The sequence below is a fragment of the Bacillus sp. UNC437CL72CviS29 genome, assembly GCF_000482345.1.
Taxonomy (GTDB): domain Bacteria; phylum Bacillota; class Bacilli; order Bacillales; family Bacillaceae_G; genus Bacillus_A; species Bacillus_A arachidis.
Map to the genome: position 1 here is coordinate 68,065 of NZ_AXVB01000005.1, position 18,875 is coordinate 86,939.

19 protein-coding genes and 2 pseudogenes are annotated in these 18,875 nt (G+C 34.8%); 19 read left to right on the plus strand and 2 right to left on the minus strand.

What is annotated here, in order from left to right; all coding sequences use genetic code 11:
* Positions 1-71 precede the first annotated feature (71 nt).
* The 6 genes from M014_RS0105505 (at position 72) to spoIISB (ending at position 4,380) form a co-directional block, all read left to right on the plus strand.
* Positions 72-1,382, plus strand: coding sequence for a DEAD/DEAH box helicase (locus tag M014_RS0105505; protein WP_026590824.1), 1,311 nt, complete (start codon positions 72-74; stop codon positions 1,380-1,382).
* 171 nt (positions 1,383-1,553) lie between these two features.
* A complete protein-coding gene (locus tag M014_RS0105510; protein ID WP_026590825.1) occupies positions 1,554-2,030 on the plus strand; it encodes a MarR family winged helix-turn-helix transcriptional regulator in 477 nt (158 codons plus the stop codon).
* A gap of 177 nt (positions 2,031-2,207) precedes the next feature.
* Positions 2,208-2,942, plus strand: coding sequence for a 2,3-diphosphoglycerate-dependent phosphoglycerate mutase (gene gpmA, locus M014_RS0105515; protein ID WP_026590826.1), 735 nt, complete (start codon positions 2,208-2,210; stop codon positions 2,940-2,942).
* Positions 2,943-3,139: 197 nt separating this feature from the next.
* A complete protein-coding gene (locus M014_RS0105520; protein WP_026590827.1) occupies positions 3,140-3,880 on the plus strand; it encodes a type II toxin-antitoxin system SpoIISA family toxin in 741 nt (246 codons plus the stop codon).
* Positions 3,881-4,001: 121 nt separating this feature from the next.
* Positions 4,002-4,130: a hypothetical protein gene (locus M014_RS0105525; protein ID WP_026590828.1), complete on the plus strand. Its 129-nt coding sequence runs from the start codon at positions 4,002-4,004 to the stop codon at positions 4,128-4,130.
* A gap of 76 nt (positions 4,131-4,206) precedes the next feature.
* Complete coding sequence (spoIISB, locus tag M014_RS0105530; protein ID WP_026590829.1) at positions 4,207-4,380, plus strand: stage II sporulation protein SB; 174 nt, start codon at positions 4,207-4,209, stop codon at positions 4,378-4,380.
* Between the two features lie 15 nt (positions 4,381-4,395).
* Here the strand turns inward: spoIISB and M014_RS0105535 are convergent, their stop codons facing one another.
* Positions 4,396-4,782 carry a GNAT family N-acetyltransferase gene (locus tag M014_RS0105535; protein WP_231503905.1) on the minus strand — a complete coding sequence of 129 codons (387 nt, stop codon included), beginning with the start codon at positions 4,780-4,782 and terminating at the stop codon, positions 4,396-4,398.
* Between the two features lie 187 nt (positions 4,783-4,969).
* Here M014_RS0105535 and M014_RS0105540 point away from each other — a divergent pair, with 187 nt between their 5' ends.
* The 6 genes and pseudogenes from M014_RS0105540 to M014_RS0105565 all read left to right on the plus strand — a co-directional run bounded on the left by M014_RS0105540 (position 4,970) and on the right by M014_RS0105565 (position 10,182).
* Positions 4,970-6,436, plus strand: a complete 1,467-nt coding sequence (locus M014_RS0105540; RefSeq protein ID WP_026590831.1) for an aminoacyl-histidine dipeptidase — start codon at positions 4,970-4,972, stop codon at positions 6,434-6,436.
* A 307-nt stretch (positions 6,437-6,743) separates the two neighbouring features.
* A pseudogene (locus tag M014_RS30575) lies at positions 6,744-6,935 on the plus strand (metallophosphoesterase); the annotation flags it as partial.
* A gap of 369 nt (positions 6,936-7,304) precedes the next feature.
* A complete protein-coding gene (locus M014_RS0105550) occupies positions 7,305-7,556 on the plus strand; it encodes a hypothetical protein (RefSeq protein ID WP_026590832.1) in 252 nt (83 codons plus the stop codon).
* 203 nt (positions 7,557-7,759) lie between these two features.
* Complete coding sequence (locus tag M014_RS0105555; RefSeq protein WP_026590833.1) at positions 7,760-8,485, plus strand: ABC transporter ATP-binding protein; 726 nt, start codon at positions 7,760-7,762, stop codon at positions 8,483-8,485.
* Positions 8,482-9,501 carry an ABC transporter permease gene (locus tag M014_RS0105560; protein ID WP_026590834.1) on the plus strand — a complete coding sequence of 340 codons (1,020 nt, stop codon included), beginning with the start codon at positions 8,482-8,484 and terminating at the stop codon, positions 9,499-9,501. Before M014_RS0105555 ends, M014_RS0105560 begins: the two co-directional genes overlap by 4 nt.
* A gap of 24 nt (positions 9,502-9,525) precedes the next feature.
* Positions 9,526-10,182, plus strand: coding sequence for a TetR/AcrR family transcriptional regulator (locus M014_RS0105565; RefSeq protein WP_026590835.1), 657 nt, complete (start codon positions 9,526-9,528; stop codon positions 10,180-10,182).
* Positions 10,183-10,590: 408 nt separating this feature from the next.
* Here the strand turns inward: M014_RS0105565 and M014_RS30580 are convergent.
* Positions 10,591-11,265 (minus strand): annotated as a pseudogene (locus tag M014_RS30580) (pre-toxin TG domain-containing protein); the annotation flags it as partial.
* A gap of 404 nt (positions 11,266-11,669) precedes the next feature.
* Between M014_RS30580 and M014_RS0105580 the strand changes: the two are divergent.
* From M014_RS0105580 to M014_RS0105610, 7 genes are all read left to right on the plus strand, one after another.
* A complete protein-coding gene (locus tag M014_RS0105580; RefSeq protein WP_026590836.1) occupies positions 11,670-12,638 on the plus strand; it encodes a YbgA family protein in 969 nt (322 codons plus the stop codon).
* A gap of 216 nt (positions 12,639-12,854) precedes the next feature.
* Entirely contained in the window at positions 12,855-14,000 is a 1,146-nt protein-coding gene (locus M014_RS0105585) for an acyl-CoA dehydrogenase (protein WP_026590837.1), read from the plus strand.
* Positions 14,001-14,015: 15 nt separating this feature from the next.
* Positions 14,016-15,353, plus strand: a complete 1,338-nt coding sequence (locus M014_RS0105590; protein ID WP_026590838.1) for an acetyl-CoA carboxylase biotin carboxylase subunit — start codon at positions 14,016-14,018, stop codon at positions 15,351-15,353.
* Positions 15,354-15,380: 27 nt separating this feature from the next.
* A complete protein-coding gene (locus tag M014_RS0105595; RefSeq protein WP_026590839.1) occupies positions 15,381-15,596 on the plus strand; it encodes an acetyl-CoA carboxylase biotin carboxyl carrier protein subunit in 216 nt (71 codons plus the stop codon).
* A gap of 22 nt (positions 15,597-15,618) precedes the next feature.
* Positions 15,619-16,530 carry a hydroxymethylglutaryl-CoA lyase gene (locus M014_RS0105600; protein WP_026590840.1) on the plus strand — a complete coding sequence of 304 codons (912 nt, stop codon included), beginning with the start codon at positions 15,619-15,621 and terminating at the stop codon, positions 16,528-16,530.
* Positions 16,531-16,534: 4 nt separating this feature from the next.
* Positions 16,535-17,323 (plus strand): enoyl-CoA hydratase, encoded by a 789-nt coding sequence (locus tag M014_RS0105605; protein ID WP_026590841.1) that lies wholly within the window; start codon positions 16,535-16,537, stop codon positions 17,321-17,323.
* Positions 17,324-17,325: 2 nt separating this feature from the next.
* Entirely contained in the window at positions 17,326-18,867 is a 1,542-nt protein-coding gene (locus M014_RS0105610) for an acyl-CoA carboxylase subunit beta (protein ID WP_026590842.1), read from the plus strand.
* Positions 18,868-18,875 lie beyond the last annotated feature (8 nt).

Genomic DNA, 18,875 nt, shown 5'->3' on the forward strand with positions numbered 1-18,875 from the left:
TTATTTTATTTTTCATATTTGCTGTAACAAGTGGTACAATGAAACCTTAATGTGAAAAATAAGGAAAAGAAGTGATCTGTTTGAAAACCTTTTTAGAATTAGGAATTAGTGAGACGTTAAATCAAACACTACGTGAAAACGGGATAGCTGAAGCAACGCCAATTCAAGAGCAAGCAATCCCGGTCGTTACGGCTGGAAAAGATATAATTGGGCAAGCAAAAACTGGTACAGGTAAGACACTTGCATTTGTCTTGCCAATTTTAGAAAAAATCGATCCTACGTCAAGTGATGTACAAGCTTTAATTGTTGCGCCAACTAGAGAATTAGCACTGCAAATTACAACTGAAATTGAAAAGATGCTTGTTCATAAAGAAGATATTAATGTTCTTGCGATATATGGCGGTCAAGATGTAGCACAGCAAATGAGAAAGTTAAAAGGAAGTACACATATTGTTGTAGCAACACCCGGACGTTTATTAGATCATTTACGCCGTGAAACGATTGTATTATCCAATGTTTCTATGGTTGTGTTAGATGAAGCGGATCAAATGCTTCATTTCGGATTTTTATACGATATAGAAGATATTTTAGATGAGACACCTGAGAGTAAACAAACGATGTTATTTTCAGCGACGATGCCAAAAGATATTAAAAAGCTTGCGAAGCGCTATATGAAAGAACCTGAAATGATTCGAATTCAAAGTGAAGAAGTAACGGTGAATAATATTAAACAACGTGTGATTGAAACGACAGATCGTGCAAAGCAAGATACGCTACGTTATGTGATGGACCGTGATCAGCCGTTTTTAGCAGTTATTTTTTGCCGTACAAAGCGTAGAGCGAGTAAGTTATATGCTGATTTAAAAGGCTACGGTTATAATTGCGATGAACTTCATGGTGATTTATCTCAAGGAAAACGTGAACGAGTGATGAAGAGTTTCCGTGATGCGAAAATTCAATATTTAATTGCAACAGATGTAGCAGCACGTGGATTGGATGTAGAGGGTGTAACACATGTATTTAACTACGATATTCCAGAAGATGTAGAAAGTTACATTCACCGAATTGGAAGAACTGGACGTGCTGGTGGATCGGGCCTTGCAATTACATTCGTTGCACCAAAAGATGAAATGTATTTAAAAGAAATTGAAAAAGGTATTGGTGCAACACTACAAAGACAAGTAATCGAACAGCCTGCTAAACAAAAAAATGAAGTGAATGAAACAAAACAAAAGCAACAAATGAAAAAGCCAATGAAAACAGGTCAATATCGTCAAAAAGATAACCACGGAGAATCGAAAAATTCAAAACAGCGATCATTTCATAAACCAAGTAAGAAGAAAAGTAGTATAAAGCAAGGACAGCAAAGACGAGGTCGTTAATATAGAGTACGTGTTAAGAACAAAAGTCGTTTTCTTTTAAAGAAGGAAACGACTTTTTTATTCATAGCACTACTAGTAAGTTCACCTGGAATACCCCTTATTAAGTCAAAGCAGGTGTGTTAATATTTCTGAAATAAATTGTGGTATAATTTACATATAGGGGGACAGTAGATGACACAACATAAAGAAGAACAAATGAATCAAGCACTTGCATTGTTTTATTTTGCATATAAAACATTTACAGAAAAACCAGATGAAATTATAAAAGAATATGGTATACAGCGGGTGCATCACCGAATTTTATTTTTTATTGCTCGTTTTCCAGGGCTCAGTATAAATGAATTGTTATCTCTGTTAGAAATAAGTAAACAAGCTCTTCATGGACCACTTCGTCAGCTTCTTGAAAAGGGGCTTATCGAAAGTAATGAAGCAGAACATGATCGTCGTGTGAAACAGCTTGTCCTAACGCAAAAAGGAGCAGAGTTAGAAAAAAAACTGAGTGATGTGCAAAGAAAACAAATGGGAAGGATTTTTTCGAAATTTGGTGAAACATGTGAAGAAAATTGGCATCAAGTTATGACTGAACTAGCAAATAATCGTTTAGGTTTTGATGCATGGTTATCTAAGCGTGAAGAGCCAGTTGATTAAAATGAGTAAATAAATTATTCGTCTGTTTTTAGAGTTTGAAAAAACAATTTTATCCATGAATGTTGACAACTAGGGATGAATCATAGAATAAATGGATAAAAAATTCACATTACCAGATACTTTATTACGTGTACACATTACAAAATGTAAATAGTTATTTCCGAAAGGGGAATTATTATGATAAAACTTGTACTCATTCGTCACGGACAAAGTTTATGGAATCTTGAAAATAGATTTACAGGATGGACAGATGTAGATTTATCGAAAAATGGATTAACCGAAGCAAGGGAAGCAGGTGCAATATTAAGAAACAATGGATATACGTTTGATGTTGCATATACGTCTGTTTTGAAACGGGCAATTCGAACGTTGTGGATTATTCTGCATGAAATGGACCTTGCATGGGTTCCTGTACATAAATCATGGAAGTTAAATGAAAGACATTACGGAGCATTGCAAGGGTTAAATAAGGATGAGACAGCAAAGAAATATGGTGATGAGCAAGTTCAAATATGGAGAAGAAGTACGGATGTAAGACCACCAGCTCTTACTGAAGATGATCCAAGGTATGAAGCTGATGATCCAAGATATAAATTTTTGAAAAAAGGCGAATTCCCGCTTACAGAATGTCTAGAAGATACAGAACAAAGAGTACTGGAATTTTGGCATAAGGAAATTGCACCGATGTTACAATCAGGACAAAGGGTCATAATCTCCTCTCATGGGAATACGATTCGTGCTCTTGTGAAATATTTAGATGATTTATCGAATGATGGTGTTGTGTCATTGAATATTCCAACGAGTATACCACTCGTATATGAATTAGATGACAATTTACAACCCATTCGTCATTATTATTTAAGTATGGACGGTGCAGTACCTAAAGGTGTAATTCCAAAGCATATATCTTGATAAAAAATATTTGTGAAAGTTTGAAATGCATGCTTGTCTACATGTAAAATGTAGATTCATTATAAAAGACGTGGCTTTCTTCTCATGTATATGCAGTATAGCTTATTTTAGAAGGTTGTCCATGTCTTTTGTCATAATGAGAGAGGGTTGAGCATGTAATGATATCGTGAGAAGTTTTTGAATGGAGGGTGATGTAATTGACAGTCTCTAACATTCGAATTGGTTTGTTTTTTCTTGTACTAGTTTTTTTATTTCTTATTTTCTTTTATTGGAAAAATGAAGAGTTGTACGAAGAGAAAAAACAGCTGATTCGAAAAACATGGTATGGTGTTTTTATTACATCAGTTACAATTTATTTCATGGTGAAAGGAATTGATTTAACCCTCTGGAAAAACATTTTAATGTTCGTTGCAATGGTCATATTTGTTGATATTGCGTTTATTTTAACTCCAAACATTTCGGAAATATGGGGGGCGAAATTTAGTGATATTGGAAAGACCGTTCAATCTATTAAACGATCATTAATTGCTTCGAAAGCACGAGGTGAAATTTACACAACAATTATTCAAAATGTAAACCCAGTGGCATTTGGGACAATGGAGTGGCAAACTGAAACAGAGTATGCAAAAAGCTTAAATGTATTTCTTGATACGTATGGTGAAAAAATTGGAGCAAAAATCGTTGTATTTGTGACAGCCAATGAATTAAATACAAATTTCCGTGGTATCCGCTCTCAATTTAGTATTACAGTACCTTTAGAACATATAGAGCAGTTAAATGCACAAAAAGCAGTGCAGGTTGAAAATGTTGGTATTATACCAGCGAAAATAGTAAAAGATGTTTGTATTGTTATTGATGGTCAAAAGAACAATCTTCAAGATCGGGATTTTGAAAATGTATATAATTTAACGATTCATCATAGTTATTTTAGTAAATAGGACAGAAGCAAAAGTTTCTGTCCTTCTTTCATACATAAATATAGACAAAGTTCGTGAAAATGAAACATAATTGAATAAATTTGGACAATCATCCCAACACTAGCAGGTAGAGGTGATTGTAGTGGAAAAAGAATATAGTAATGAATTTTTCAAAGAAGAAACTGAGGATACAACAGATTTCTCTTTAATAAAAGGAGATACAATGCAGCAAGTAGAAAGTTTAGAAGAAGAATTAAAAAGAAACGGATAAAAGTGCGTCTGGTTTATATTTGAGATATAATTAAGAGAGAAAGGTTGTATCTCTTTTATAAAAGGGGGAGGAAAAAATGCAAGAAATGAAACAACAAAAACTTTCTTTTTTTAAGGAAAAAAAAGAAGCACCAAATACAGATTTCTCTCTTGTAAAAGGTGCATTAACAGAAAATATTAATCGATTAGAAAAGCTCATGAATCATGATGCATCATATATACAAAGGAAAAAATTGAAAGAAAATGTATAAAAGCATTTTCTTTTTTTATTTCTTCTTCATTCCTACTCCGAATTCCTCAAAATCCAGTTTCTTATAATATGGAATATTTTCTTCTGTGCAAATTAATTGTAAATGCAGATTCCGTTTTTGGCATTTCACTATTAATTTTTGCACTATACCTTTTCCAATCCCTTGATTTTGGTAGGATGGATGAACGACTAATCCACATAGGTAAGCGTTAATTACCCCATCTGAAATGATACGCCCTGTCGCAATTAATTGATCGTTATCATAAACACTTATAACAAAAGTACTTTGAGTTAGAGCATGATGCAATCGCTCTTTTGAAAGCTTTAAAAAGTCATTCCAACCGACGGAATCGTATAAATCGAAAATATGTTCAGGATCAGGGAGGTTGTCTGTAAAATACATATACATTCTCCTTTTTTATGTATTATAAAAATTATAACAATATTCTGTGAAAAAAGTGTAGGATAGTTTTGTTAAATAGGATCGATAGGTTTACATCTTTCATAAAAAGTAAAATGATGAAGCGTGGTATAATGATAAAGAAAAGAATAATTTAAAATTCAAAGATTTATTTGAGAGGAGCTTTACAATGTATTCTACTTTAGAACAATTAACAAAGCACCCTGTATTTTATCATTTTGCAGAAATTTCAAAGGTTCCAAGAGGATCTGGAAATGAAAAAGAAATTAGTGATTACTTAGTGAAATTTGCAAAAGATCGTAATTTAGAAGTTGTACAAGATGAAGCTTTAAACGTAATTATTAAAAAGCCAGCAACTAAAGGGTATGAAAATGTTCCAGCAATTATTATCCAAGGTCATATGGATATGGTTTGTGAGAAGAATCAGGCAACAGTTCATGATTTTGAAAAGGACCCAATCGAGTTACGAATTGTTGGCGACATGTTGTATGCAAATCAAACGACTTTAGGTGCGGATAATGGAATTGCAGTTGCATATGCATTAGCGCTTTTAGATTCAACAGATATCGATCATCCAGCACTAGAAGTTGTGATTACAACAGAAGAAGAGACAACAATGGGCGGAGCTTTTGCTGTTGATCCAAAGCACTTTGATGGAAAAATATTTATTAATATTGATTCTGAAGAAGATCATAAATTACTAGTGAGCAGTGCAGGAGGAGCAAAAGCAGTTGAAACAATTTCTGTTGTTTGGGAAGAAATATCTGCTGATTTAGCTGCATATCGTTTATATGTTGGAGGGCTAAAAGGCGGCCATTCGGGTATGGAAATTGATAAGCAACGCGGTAATGCAAACAAAGTTTTAGGACGAGTATTGCATGATTTATCGAATGAGATCCAATTTAACATGAGTGAAATCCATGGTGGATTAAAAACAAATGCAATTCCACGTGAAAGTGTAGCAACAATTTTATTATCTGCAAATGATGTACATAAGGCAGAAGAGAAAGTTGCAGATTGGACACGCATTTTACAAGAAGAGCTACGTGCTATTGATCCCGATGTACATGTGTCTCTTACGAAATTAGAAGAAAAAGTAGAAAAAGTATTTGCGAAAGAAACACAAAAACAGCTTATATCTTCTTTATTCTTAATTCCAAATGGTATTCAAAGTATGAGTATGGATATTAAAGGGCTTGTAGAAAGCTCAACAAATTTAGGAGTTATTGAAACATTACATAATGAAATTAAATTACGAAACGAAGTAAGAAGTTCAGTAAGTAGTCTAAAGCAGCATATTACGAATGAAATTAAGCATATTGCAGAATTGGTCGGAGCAAAGTTTGAGAAGGAATCAGAGTATCCAGAATGGCCATATAATCCAAATTCATCGATTCGTGATTTGTTTGAAAAAGTGCATAAAGAAAAATATAATAAAGATGTTGAAATCTTCGCAGTACACGCTGGTATCGAATGCAGTGTATTTGTTCAAAAAATGCCTGAATTAGATGCAATTTCATTTGGACCAGATATTTTCAACGTTCATACGCCGGATGAACATATTAGTATTTCTTCTGTTATTAATAACTGGGGATACTTCATTGATGTAATGAGAGAAACAAAATCTTTAATATAAATATGAATGAATCGAACTGTCTAAGATTTTCTTAGGCAGTTTTTTGATGTATTTATAGGATTTCTCACACGGATAGGGTGAATAGGTGATGTCAGTATTTGCAAATTTAGCTGGCAAGGGAATTAAGAAGGTGATAATTTCATGTACTGTATTGAAAAGAAAATAAAACATTATATTATCTATTCTATCAAGATAAGTTATATAATAAAATACTAATAATACGATTTGAAAAGGAATGCTAAAAAATACATACTGATTGCACCTTTATAAGGAAGGGAAATATGAAAAAAGATATAAAAGGTTATTCATTATAAGTATATTAGTAGTAGGAGTTAGTGCATTTTCATATCTATAAAATAATGTATTAAGTATAGGAAAAGTATTGGCAACATCAAGTAAAATACCTGCTAATTTTAAAGGGTTTAAAATGGTCCAGTTGTCGGATTTACATAGCAAAAAATTTGGAGAAAATCAGAAAGTTTTAATTGAGAAAGTAAAAAAGTAGCGGTTTAGGGAATAGCATCATTCCTCAAAGGGTTTTTAATAGACCGGAGATTGTAGTCGTACAGTTTAATTAATTTGTACGACTTTTTTATTTGTTTTCGATGAAATTACTGTTATCTATTCACCAATACTCTTTTGATAGAAAATAGTATTGATGATGGGGAAATTTACATGAAAGATTGAAATTCTCTATAAAGTACAAGTATCCATTACAGTTTTGTTAAATTTTTTCAACGCTACATAAACTAACAAATTTTGACGTCCTTTCTTTGTTATAGTTTAAATAATTAAAATAATCAGTTTTCGTTCGGATAAAGATGTTTATGACTTGTGCATATAAAAAATATTATAAAGGGGTGTACACATGTATAAAGAATTTGAAATTGAGGAATACACTGCAATTGAGGAGCAAATTCATTATTATAGTCAAAGTTTATTAGTGAATCATCCTGAGCAAATAATAAAGTATTTGGAAAAAAGGCTAGAAAAATATACGGAAACTTTAAAATATGCACATTTGTATCCAGAAAAAGTTATTTTACCTATACAACAACTAATTATTGAATATTCTTTAGATGTTGCTAGAATTAGAAAATATTTAAATTTAAAGACTTAATTTGTAATCATTTGAAATGAATCAGAGTCGACAGTGAGAAAATATATTCTACTGTCGACTCTGATTCATTTTCTATAACAAACTTAGTTGTTAGAAGTTTAGATTGAAAAAAAATAATACTCATAAAAGAAATTTGACATATAATAATTCAAGCGTATAATCAAAGTGAGTACTCACTCATTTTATAAAAGGGGGAGATTTTATTGCAACAACCTTCTGTTATTTTGCAAGATGTATCAAAGCGTTTTGGAAAAAAAGAAGTTTTGCATAATATTTCACTATCTGTAGCAGAAACAGAAATTTTTGGTTTAGTAGGCCCTTCAGGTTCTGGCAAAACAACACTTATCAAAATGATTGCTGGTATTAGTGAATCGACGACAGGTGAAGTAACAGCTTTAGGAACGAAAATGCCTAATTTAAACGGTATGAAGCAAATAGGCTATATGGCACAGGCTGATGCACTGTATGAAGAGTTATCTGCTTATGAGAATGCAGATTTTATCGCAACAATGTATGGATTGAAAGGTAAACGTAAGAAAGAGAGAATTGAAGAAGTTTTTACATTAGTTGAATTATCAGAGCATGCTAAAAAACAAGTGCAACACTTTTCAGGTGGGATGAAGAAACGGTTATCTCTAGCGATGGCACTTTTACATGAACCAAGGCTTTTAATTTTAGATGAGCCAACGGTTGGAATTGATCCAGTTCTTCGTAAATCTATTTGGGAAAAATTTCATGAACTCAAAGGACAAGGAACAACGATTATTGTGACAACACATATTATGGACGAAGCTGAATTTTGTGAACGTCTTGGATTAATTAGAGATGGGAAGCTAATTGCAACAGGAACCCCAAATGATTTAAAAGATCGAACTTCATCAGGACGGATTGAAGATGTCTTTCTATTGGAAGGAGCGGTTGAATCATGAGAATTGGTGGTGTAATTATTCGGATTATTCGGCAATTTTTCCGGGATAAACGATCGTTGGCAATGATGTTCGGAGCGCCAATGTTACTCCTTTGGTTATTATCGCTTGTGTTTACACAAAAGGATTATACTCCTCATATTGCATTAATAGATGCTCCAGCACCTATAGTGGAATCAATGAAAAAGCAAGATGCTACCATCTATGAGTATAATAAAGATAAAGCGTATTCTAAGTTGAAAAATCAACAAGTAGATGCCATTATCACTTTAAAAGATGGAAAAGTGAATGTGTTGCTAGAAGGTAGTGATTCTTCAAAAAATCGTGCCGTGCTACAGACATTACAAAAGGCCACAGAAAAAAATGATATGCCTGGTATGAAACCAGAAATTGATTTTTTACATGGTTCCGCAGATTTCACGATGTTTGATGGACTCGGACCGGTATTAATTGGCTTTTTTACATTCTTCTTTGTTTTTATTTTATCAGGAGTTTCCTTTGTACGAGAACGTTTAAGTGGGACGTTGGAAAGATTATTATCTACTCCAGTGCGCCGCTGGGAAATTGTTGTTGGTTATATAATTGGATTTGGTATTTTTGCGTTTTTACAGTCTGTTATCATTGTAAGTTTCTCTGTCTATATTCTTGATTTATATGTAGCAGGATCACTGTGGCTTACATTACTCATTACATGTATGCTTTCACTAACAGCGTTAACATTAGGTACTTTTTTATCGGCATACGCCAATAACGAATTTCAAATGATTCAGTTTATCCCACTGGTCATCGTACCGCAAATTTTCTTTTCAGGTTTATTTCCAATGGAATCAATGAATAAGTGGCTACAAATGCTTGGAAAGTTATTTCCGCTCACATATGGTGCTGATGCGATGAGACAAGTGATGATTCGTAATCAAGGATTTGCTGAAATTGCGGGAGACCTTTGTGTATTATTTCTTTTTGCACTACTATTTACAATAGGGAATATATTTGCTTTGAGGAAACATCGTAGAATATAAATTTTATTAAAAGGGGCATGATGCATGAAAAAAGATTGGTTAGAGGAGTTAATTGCTGCTACAGATACAGATAAGCGTAATGAACGACAAATGCGTATATTAGAAGCAGCGGTTGATATGTTTGGAGAAAAAGGGTATGCATCCACTTCAACAAGTGAGATTGCAAAGCGTGCTGGTGTAGCGGAGGGAACGATTTTCCGCTACTATAAAACGAAAAAAGATTTACTTTTAGCGGTTGTAATGCCCACATTAACAAAGTTCGCTGCACCATTTTTTGTACAAGCTTTTGCAAAAGAAATACTGGAGAATACGTATGAAACGTATGAAGAGTTTTTAAGAATAGCAATACGAAATCGATTTGAATTTGCTAAAAAACATTTTCCAATGCTAAAAATTTTAATGCAAGAAGTACCATTCCAGCCAGAATTAAAAAATGAAATACAACAATTAGTGGAAAAAGAACTTTTTTCCCGGTTTAAAAAACTAATTTTACATTTTCAAGAACAAGGGCAAATTATTGAAATGCCTACACCTTCAATTGTGCGCTTTACTTTATCTTCTATAATGGGGTTAATTTTAACTCGATTTTTATTATTACCTGAAGAAAAATGGGACGATGAAGTAGAGATTGAAAATACAATTCAATTTATATTGTATGGACTAACACCACGAACGTTGTGATAACAACGTTTGTGGGTTTTGATTTTCATATTTGCAAACATTGACTATCCCAAGATACAGTTAACCGTGTTTTTACTTTCAAAATCAAATGTACTATCCTCATCTACCATTTCATGAAAATATTCCTGAAATGGTTTACTATTATCATTTAAATGTATTGTTCCATACATAGTGTTTCTACAAAAACATCTGTGATTTCGCCTATTTCAGTATCTTTAAAGTATAATTTCATATTTGCACCTTCTTATTCAGGAATTTTGAAATAGTCTTTTGGTATTTCACCTTTTATCAAATACTCATTGTCTCTTTTAGTCCACTTTAGAGCAAGGTTTTTTCAATGAGATGTCGTTATTTTATCTTGTTTAATTAAACGCTCGATTTGTTTTGAACTTAAGATTGCTACATCTTTTATATCTCTATTACGGATTGCTGTTCGTAAACCATTAAAGATTCCTTTACCAACGGGTGTAAGGCCTGCAAAAACCATGACACCTGCCCACCACGTTTCCACCATGAAAGTTTTTCTCCCGTGTCAGGGTCCACACCTTCTATAACACACCTTACATCATATTCACCCGAAAGTTCACCCGTTAAATCCCTGGCTGCTTTCTTTAAATCATCGCCATTTTCTTCAGAAGAAGACGTATAATCTACTGTCTCACTTTCAACTAGATTGTCACCTTCAAGAGTCTCGGATTGGTGAGCTCTATCTTCTGTAATTTTTTGAATAGATGCCGTCCACTCCATGTTCAACCCTTGCGTACTAAATGTGCCACTTGCCGGACTAAAGCCTTTTCCGCTTTGGACTTCCGCTAGACCCGTCGCAATGCTAGCTGCTAATTGAATTGCTGTACTATAGTTATTGCTAGAGGTCTGATTGAATTGATACAGATGATCTAACTTTTCTTGCAATTTTTGCCTCATGACAGTAAAAAGATCCGCCATAGCGTCCATACCCGGGATTGGCATAGCTTGATTGACTGTTTCCATACTTGTTTTCATTCGGTCAATTTCTTGAATTTGTTCTAATATTTCTTGTTCGATTACATCCGTTGAAGCTACCTGTGATTGAAATTGACAAGGAAGGGGAGTGCCTAGTATGTATGTCCATTATCTTACTGTTCTTCATAGGAACACCCCTGGAAAAATATTGTTTTAGTTATAACAATAAATGGTTAAATTCTCCTCCGAAAAATACAGTTTGTGTAAAATGTGTTTCTCGTAGTTCTGAACAAGGAAACAAGAATTAATCTGATATAGCGTAGAGGTAAAGAAGGGGAGGAGATTATAATAGAAGAAATATAAAAAAAGTGCTAACAAGTTTGCAAATGAACTTGCTAACACTTATATGAAATAGATATTAATTATCGCTGATATGTCACTCATATTTAGTCATAATAAAAAGAGAAAATACAAACTAACTTTGCTTAGAATACTCATCGTAGTCCAATTTATATTATACGAATTAACGCCGTGGGGGTAATAAAATGCGACAATTTGCAAAACCAACAGTTGTTGTAAGTAAATGCCTAGAATTTGATGCTTGTCGTTATAATGGAGAAATGATTTCAGATGTTACAATTCGAAATTTACAACCATTTGTTACATTTATTCCGGTATGTCCTGAAGTAGAGATTGGATTAGGAATCCCTCGTGAAACGATTCGGATTATTGAAGATGAAGGAATCCACAAACTTGTACAACCTTCAACTAAAGAAGATGTAACAGAAAAAATGAAAAGTTTTTCTAATCAATTTTTAGGTTCTTTACCAGATGTTGATGGTTTTATTTTAAAGAATCGTTCTCCAAGTTGTGGAACTAGAGATGTGAAAATTTATACAGGATATGAAAAATCACCAGTAAAAGAGAAGGGTGCTGGTTTGTTTGGTAGCGCTGTATTAAAAGAATTTTCGCATATTGCAATAGAGGAAGAAGGTAGATTGTCGAATTTTATTATCCGTGAACATTTCTTTACTAGGCTGTTTACAATCGCTAATTTTAAAATATTAAAACATAATAGAAACTTGAAAGATCTCATACATTTTCAGTCTGATAATAAATATTTATTTATGGCATATAATCAAGTGAAACAGAAAGAATTAGGGCGTATTATCGCGAATCCCAAAAAGGAAAAGGTTGAAGTTGTTTTTGAAAATTATGAGAAGACTTTGCATGAATTGTTAATGCGCACACCGCGCTATACATCGAATATAAATGTATGTGCGCATATTTTGGGATACTTTAAAATGAAGTTAAAGAAACAAGAAAAAGAGCATTTTTTAGGATTACTTCACAAGTATGCTGAAAAGAAAATTCCACTTAGCAGTTTGCTTGCAATCTTAAAATCATGGGCGATTCGATTCGAAGAAAATTATTTATTACGACAAACATATTTTGAACCGTACCCTGAAGTATTAGTAGAAATCTCAGATTCAGGAAAAGGAAGAGATTATTAAAGAAAAAACCACATAATTCGACACCATTATTCCTATGTTGTTGTAGAACAATGTAGGAATTTTTTTGTGCATGAGTACAGAATCTGTTTTAAAATTAAATTATGACAGAATTATAACAATTATCTAACTACTATCCTTATCTTTTAAAAAGCAATGTTTGTAGTACAGACTCGCACGCTGTCGAAACTCAATATTCGATAAGGGGTGTGTGGCGGAATGGAATTTACTCTAACTCGCGAAAAACAAATGATTAAAGAAATGGTACGTGACTTTGCTGAAAAGGAAATCGCACCAAAAGCTGTGTATTATGATAAAACAGCTGAGTTTCCATACGAAACGTTTCAAAAAATGGGCGAACTAGGTTTGTTAGGAATCCCATTCCCAGAAGAGTATGGAGGTTCTGGCGGCGATACTGTATCGTACGCATTAGCTGTTGAAGAAATTGGACGTGCTTGTGGCGGTACAGGCTTAAGTTATGCTGCAACAATTTCATTAGGTGCCTCTCCGATTTATTACTTTGGTACAGAAGAACAAAAACAAAAGTATTTAATCCCGATGGCATCTGGAAAAACATTAGGTGCTTTTGGTTTAACAGAACCGAACGCTGGATCTGATGCAGGTGGCACACAAACAAAAGCATTTTTAGATGGTGATGAATACGTAATTAGTGGTGAAAAGTGCTGGATTACGAATGCGGAGTATGCAAATACAATTATTGTAACCGCTGTCAACGGTGTTGAGGAAAATGGTAAAAAACGTATTTCTGCATTTATTGTACCGACAACAAGTGAAGGTTTAACGATTTCAAGTCCATACGATAAGATGGGGGTTCGCGCTTCTAATACTTGCGAAATCGTACTTGATAGCGTTCGTGTACCGAAAGAGAATATTCTTGGTGATGTGAATAAAGGATTTAAGCAATTTTTATATACACTTGATGGAGGTCGTATTTCCATTGCGGCATTAGCTGTAGGGATTGCACAATCTGCTTTTGAGCGTGCACTTCAATATGCCAAAGAGCGTCAGCAATTTGGAAAAACGATTTCTAATTTCCAAGCGATTCAATTTAAACTGGCAGATATGGCTACTGAGGTGGAATTAGCGCGTAATTTAGTACATAAAGCAGCTTGGTTAAAAGATCATGATAAACCTTTCGGTAAAGAAGCAGCTATGGCAAAACTTTTTGCATCTGAAGCAGCTAGTCGTATTGCGAATCAAGCCGTGCAAATTCACGGTGGATATGGTTATATGCGTGAATATGAAGTTGAACGTCATATTCGCGATGCAAAACTTTTAGAAATTGGTGAAGGAACTTCTGAAATTCAACGTCTCGTAATTGCAAGACATTTAGGATGTAGATAAAAGGGAGGGTTCACTATGTTTCAAAAAATCTTAATTGCTAATCGTGGTGAAATTGCAGTTCGTATCATTAAAACTTGTCAAAAACTTGGAATACGTACAGTTGCTATTTATTCAGAGGCGGATGAAAATGCACTTCATGTCAAACTAGCAAATGAGGCTTATTTAGTTGGTGGTCCGCGTGTCCAAGAGAGTTATTTAAATCTCGAAAAAATTATAGACATTGCGAAGAAAACAAATGCTGAAGCGATTCATCCAGGTTATGGATTATTATCAGAAAATCCATCCCTCGCGATTCGTTGTAAAGAAGAAGGACTTGTATTTATCGGCCCTTCTGAAGAAATTATTGCTAAGATGGGTAGTAAAATCGAATCGCGTCTGGCAATGCAAGAAGCAAATGTTCCTGTTGTACCAGGAATCACAACAAATATTGAGACTGCTGAGGAAGCGATTGAAATTGCAAAACAAATTGGTTATCCATTAATGCTGAAGGCATCCGCGGGCGGCGGAGGCATTGGAATGCAGTTGATGGAAACTGAGCAAACGCTCACCAAGGCATTTGAGAGTAATAAAACGCGTGCGCAAAACTTTTTCGGTAATGGTGAAATGTATTTAGAGCGTTATATTGCAGACGCGCATCATATCGAAATTCAGCTTCTAGCTGATACTCATGGAAATACAGTGTATTTATGGGAACGTGAATGTTCAGTACAACGCCGAAATCAAAAAGTGATTGAGGAAGCACCATCTCCATTTTTAGATGAAGCGACTCGTAAAGAAATGGGAGAAGTTGCTGTACAAGCAGCAAAAGCTCTTGGCTATATAAATGCAGGTACTGTTGAATTTCTTGTAGATGACGAGAAAAACTTTTATTTCTTAGAGATGAATACGAGATTACAAGTAGAGCATCCCGTTACCGAAGAAATTACCGGTCTAGATCTTGTTGAACAGCAATTACTTATTGCATCTGGTGAAAAGCTTTCCTTTACGCAGGACGATATAAATCGTAGTGGTCATGCCATTGAAGCGCGTATTTATGCGGAGGATCCAAAAACATTTTTCCCATCACCTGGGAAGATTACGGACCTAACGTTACCAGAAAAAGTGCGCATTGATCACTTTTTAGAAAATAACGTGACAATCACACCGTTCTACGATCCAATGATTGCAAAAGTAATTGCTCATGGTGAAACACGTCAAGAGGCAATTGAAAAACTACAGAATGCACTTCAAGAACTGAAAGTGGAAGGCATTAAGACGAATACACCAATGCTACTGCAAGTATTAGAAGATGAAGTATTCCAAAGTGGAATTTATACAACAGGTTTTGTAACAAAACAACTTGTAAAAAAATAAGGTTTATGAATATTAAAGGGGGAAAAAATGATGACAAAAGTGTATGCATCGATGGCAGGTAATGTTTGGAAGATTGTTGTGGGAGTAGGAGATACAGTAGAAGAAGAACAGGATGTCGTCATTTTGGAATCTATGAAAATGGAAATTCCAATCGTTTCAGAAGAAGCCGGTACAGTCATGAAAATTAATGTGCAAGAGGGCGATTTTGTTAATGAAGGAGATGTATTAATAGAGATTGAATAGGGAGAAGAAGGGGTGAAATGTATTGAAGCTACCTACTTTTGCTGTCATTAAAGAAGTTGGACCACGTGATGGTTTGCAAAATGAGAAGAAAATTGTTGGCACAAAAGATAAAGTGAAATGGATTCAATTACTTTCAGAAGCTGGAGTATCGTATATTGAAGTTTCCTCGTTCGTTCACCCAAAATGGGTTCCTGCTTTAGCTGATGCAAGTGATGTGTTTTCAGAGTTAAAGCAGAAACCAGACGTTACATATGCTGCGCTTGTTCCAAATCAAAATGGTTTGGAACGAGCTCTTTTGCAAAATGTAGATGAGGTGAATGTTTTTTTATCAGCAAGTGAATCACATAATAAAAGCAATATCAATAAGTCTATTAAAGAAGCATTATCTGTTATAAAAGATATTACAAAGCAGGCACAATTTGCAGGTAAAAGAGTAAGAGGTTACGTTTCTACTGTATTTGGTTGCCCTTATGAAGGAGATGTAAGCATTGATGCTGTAGATGAGTTATGTAATCAACTCTTCTCATATGGCATTTATGAAATCTCACTTGGGGATACGATTGGTGTAGCAAATCCATTGCAAGTAGAGTATGTATTAGAACATTTACTTAAAAAATATGATTCTTCTCAATTCGCAATGCATTTTCATAATACGTACGGGATGGCGCTTGCAAATGTCGTTCAGTCATTGGCATACGGTGTTACGACATTTGATAGTTCTTGTGGTGGTCTCGGTGGTTGTCCTTATGCACCAGGAGCCTCAGGAAATGTTGCAACGGATGATCTAGTACATATGCTCCATCAAATGGGGGTACAAACCAATATAAATGAAGAAAAATTATTAAAAGCTAGCCAATTTATTCAAAGTAAGTTAAACATTCAATTGCCAAGTCATGTGTATAAAGCATTGCAACATAAAACAATAAGTAGGTGATAAAATGTTACAATTGCAAAATATTTCAGTGAATTATATAACACCGCATATTGTAAAAATAACATTAAATCGTGAACGACAAGCAAATTCGTTATCTCTTGCACTATTGGAAGAGTTGCAATCTACACTCACTCATATTAATGAAGAAGCTGATGTTCGTGTTGTCATTTTAACAGGAGCGGGCGAAAAGGCATTTTGTGCCGGAGCGGATTTAAAAGAACGTGCCAATATGAATGAGGAACAAGTACGTCATGCAGTCGGAATGATTCGTTCCACAATGGATATGGTTGAACAATTATCACAACCAGTTATTGCTGCAATAAATGGAATTGCACTTGGTGGTGGTACTGAATTAAGTTTAGCGTGTGATTTTAGAATTGCAGCAGAAACAGCAAGTCTTGGACTTACTGAAACATCTCTAGCTATTATTCCAGGAGCCGGTGGTACGCAACGATTACCAAGACTAATTGGTATTGGTAGAGCAAAAGAATTAATTTATACAGCAAGACGTATTTCAGCAAATGAAGCGAAGGAATACGGAATGGTAGAATTTGTTGTACCAACAAACTTACTAGAAGAAAAAGCAATTGAAATTGCAGAACGTATTGCTAGTAATGGCCCAATTGCTGTTCGATTAGCAAAAGAGGCAATTTCAAATGGTTTACAAGTGGATTTGCACACTGGACTACAAATGGAAAAGCTGGCGTATGAAGGTGTGATTCATACGAAAGATCGATTAGAAGGACTACAGGCATTTAAGGAAAAACGTAAGCCGATGTATAAGGGGGAGTAAATGTGCTAGAACAAAAACAACAATCTAATTCGTTTGCAGAACGTGTTGAAACAATTAAACAAGGCGGAGCTCCGAAATATCATGAGCAAAATAAAGAAAAAGGAAAAATCTTTGTTCGGGATCGTTTAGCTCTTCTATTTGATAATGGCGAGTATGTAGAAGACGCTCTCTTTGCAAATTGCGAGCAGTCAGGTTTACCGGCAGATGGGGTTGTAACCGCTACTGGTAAAATACACGGACGAACTGTATGTGTGATGGCGAATGATTCAACAGTGAAAGCTGGATCTTGGGGTTCTCGTACAGTTGAAAAGATTTTACGTATCCAGGAAACAGCTGAAAAGTTACGTGTACCACTGTTTTATCTAGTTGATTCTGCCGGTGCTCGTATTACGGATCAAGTTGAAATGTTCCCAGGCCGCCGCGGTGCAGGACGTATTTTTTATAACCAGGTGAAGCTGTCGGGTAAGGTACCGCAAATTTGTTTATTATTTGGTCCTTCAGCAGCTGGTGGTGCTTATATTCCTGCTTTTTGTGACGTTGTTATGATGGTGGAAGGAAATGCATCCATGTACTTAGGTTCACCGCGCATGGCTGAAATGGTTATTGGTGAAAAAGTAACATTAGAGGAAATGGGCGGTGCTCGTATGCATTGTTCCGTATCAGGATGCGGAGATGTGTTATGTAAAACAGAAGAAGATGCAATTGCTCAGGCAAGACAATATATTTCATATTTTCCAAGTAACTATCAAGAAAATGCTCCTGCGACTAAGCCTCAAGAACCAAAGCAGTTCGAAAAAACGTTAGAACAAATCATCCCAGAAAATCAAAATGCTCCTTTTAATATGAAAGATCTTATTAACCGTATTATCGATGAAGGTTCTTTCTTTGAAGTGAAAAAGTTATTTGCGCAAGAACTCATTACAGGATTAGGACGAATCGATGGGAAACCTGTTGGTATTGTTGCAAATCAGCCGCGTATGAAAGGTGGCGTATTATTCCACGATTCTGCTGATAAAGCAGCAAAGTTTATTAACTTATGTGACGCATATCATATTCCATTATTATTCCTTGCCGATGTGCCTGGATTTATGATTGGAACAAAAGTGGAGAGAGCTGGTATTATTCGTCACGGTGCGAAAATGATTTCTGCAATGAGTGAAGCGACAGTACCGAAAATTTCAATTATTGTTCGTAAAGCATATGGTGCTGGTTTATATGCAATGGCAGGCCCAGCTTTCGAGCCGGATTGCTGCCTTGCGTTGCCGACGGCTTCTATTGCTGTAATGGGCCCTGAAGCTGCTGTCAATGCTGTATACGCGAATAAAATTGCAGCGCTACCAGAAGAAGAGCGTGCAAGTTTTATTGCAGAAAAACGTGAAGAATATAAACAAGATATTGATATTTATCGACTAGCATCAGAAATGGTGATAGATGGTATTGTTCATCCGAATGATTTACGTGAAGAATTAAAGAAACGCTTTGAAATGTATATGAGTAAATATCAAGTATTTACAGATCGGAAACATCCAGTTTATCCAGTATAAAAGCCCTA

Coding starts and splice junctions, on each gene's coding strand:
- gpmA (WP_026590826.1), top strand. CDS start 2,208: ATGATAAAACTTGTACTCATTCGTCACGGACAAAGTTTATGGAATCTT.
- M014_RS0105560 (WP_026590834.1), top strand. CDS start 8,482: ATGAGAATTGGTGGTGTAATTATTCGGATTATTCGGCAATTTTTCCGG.
- spoIISB (WP_026590829.1), top strand. CDS start 4,207: ATGCAAGAAATGAAACAACAAAAACTTTCTTTTTTTAAGGAAAAAAAA.
- M014_RS0105535 (WP_231503905.1), bottom strand. CDS start 4,782: ATGTATTTTACAGACAACCTCCCTGATCCTGAACATATTTTCGATTTA.
- M014_RS0105565 (WP_026590835.1), top strand. CDS start 9,526: ATGAAAAAAGATTGGTTAGAGGAGTTAATTGCTGCTACAGATACAGAT.
- M014_RS0105605 (WP_026590841.1), top strand. CDS start 16,535: ATGTTACAATTGCAAAATATTTCAGTGAATTATATAACACCGCATATT.
- M014_RS0105585 (WP_026590837.1), top strand. CDS start 12,855: ATGGAATTTACTCTAACTCGCGAAAAACAAATGATTAAAGAAATGGTA.
- M014_RS0105595 (WP_026590839.1), top strand. CDS start 15,381: ATGATGACAAAAGTGTATGCATCGATGGCAGGTAATGTTTGGAAGATT.
- M014_RS0105550 (WP_026590832.1), top strand. CDS start 7,305: ATGTATAAAGAATTTGAAATTGAGGAATACACTGCAATTGAGGAGCAA.
- M014_RS0105540 (WP_026590831.1), top strand. CDS start 4,970: ATGTATTCTACTTTAGAACAATTAACAAAGCACCCTGTATTTTATCAT.
- M014_RS0105580 (WP_026590836.1), top strand. CDS start 11,670: ATGCGACAATTTGCAAAACCAACAGTTGTTGTAAGTAAATGCCTAGAA.
- M014_RS0105510 (WP_026590825.1), top strand. CDS start 1,554: ATGACACAACATAAAGAAGAACAAATGAATCAAGCACTTGCATTGTTT.
- M014_RS0105590 (WP_026590838.1), top strand. CDS start 14,016: ATGTTTCAAAAAATCTTAATTGCTAATCGTGGTGAAATTGCAGTTCGT.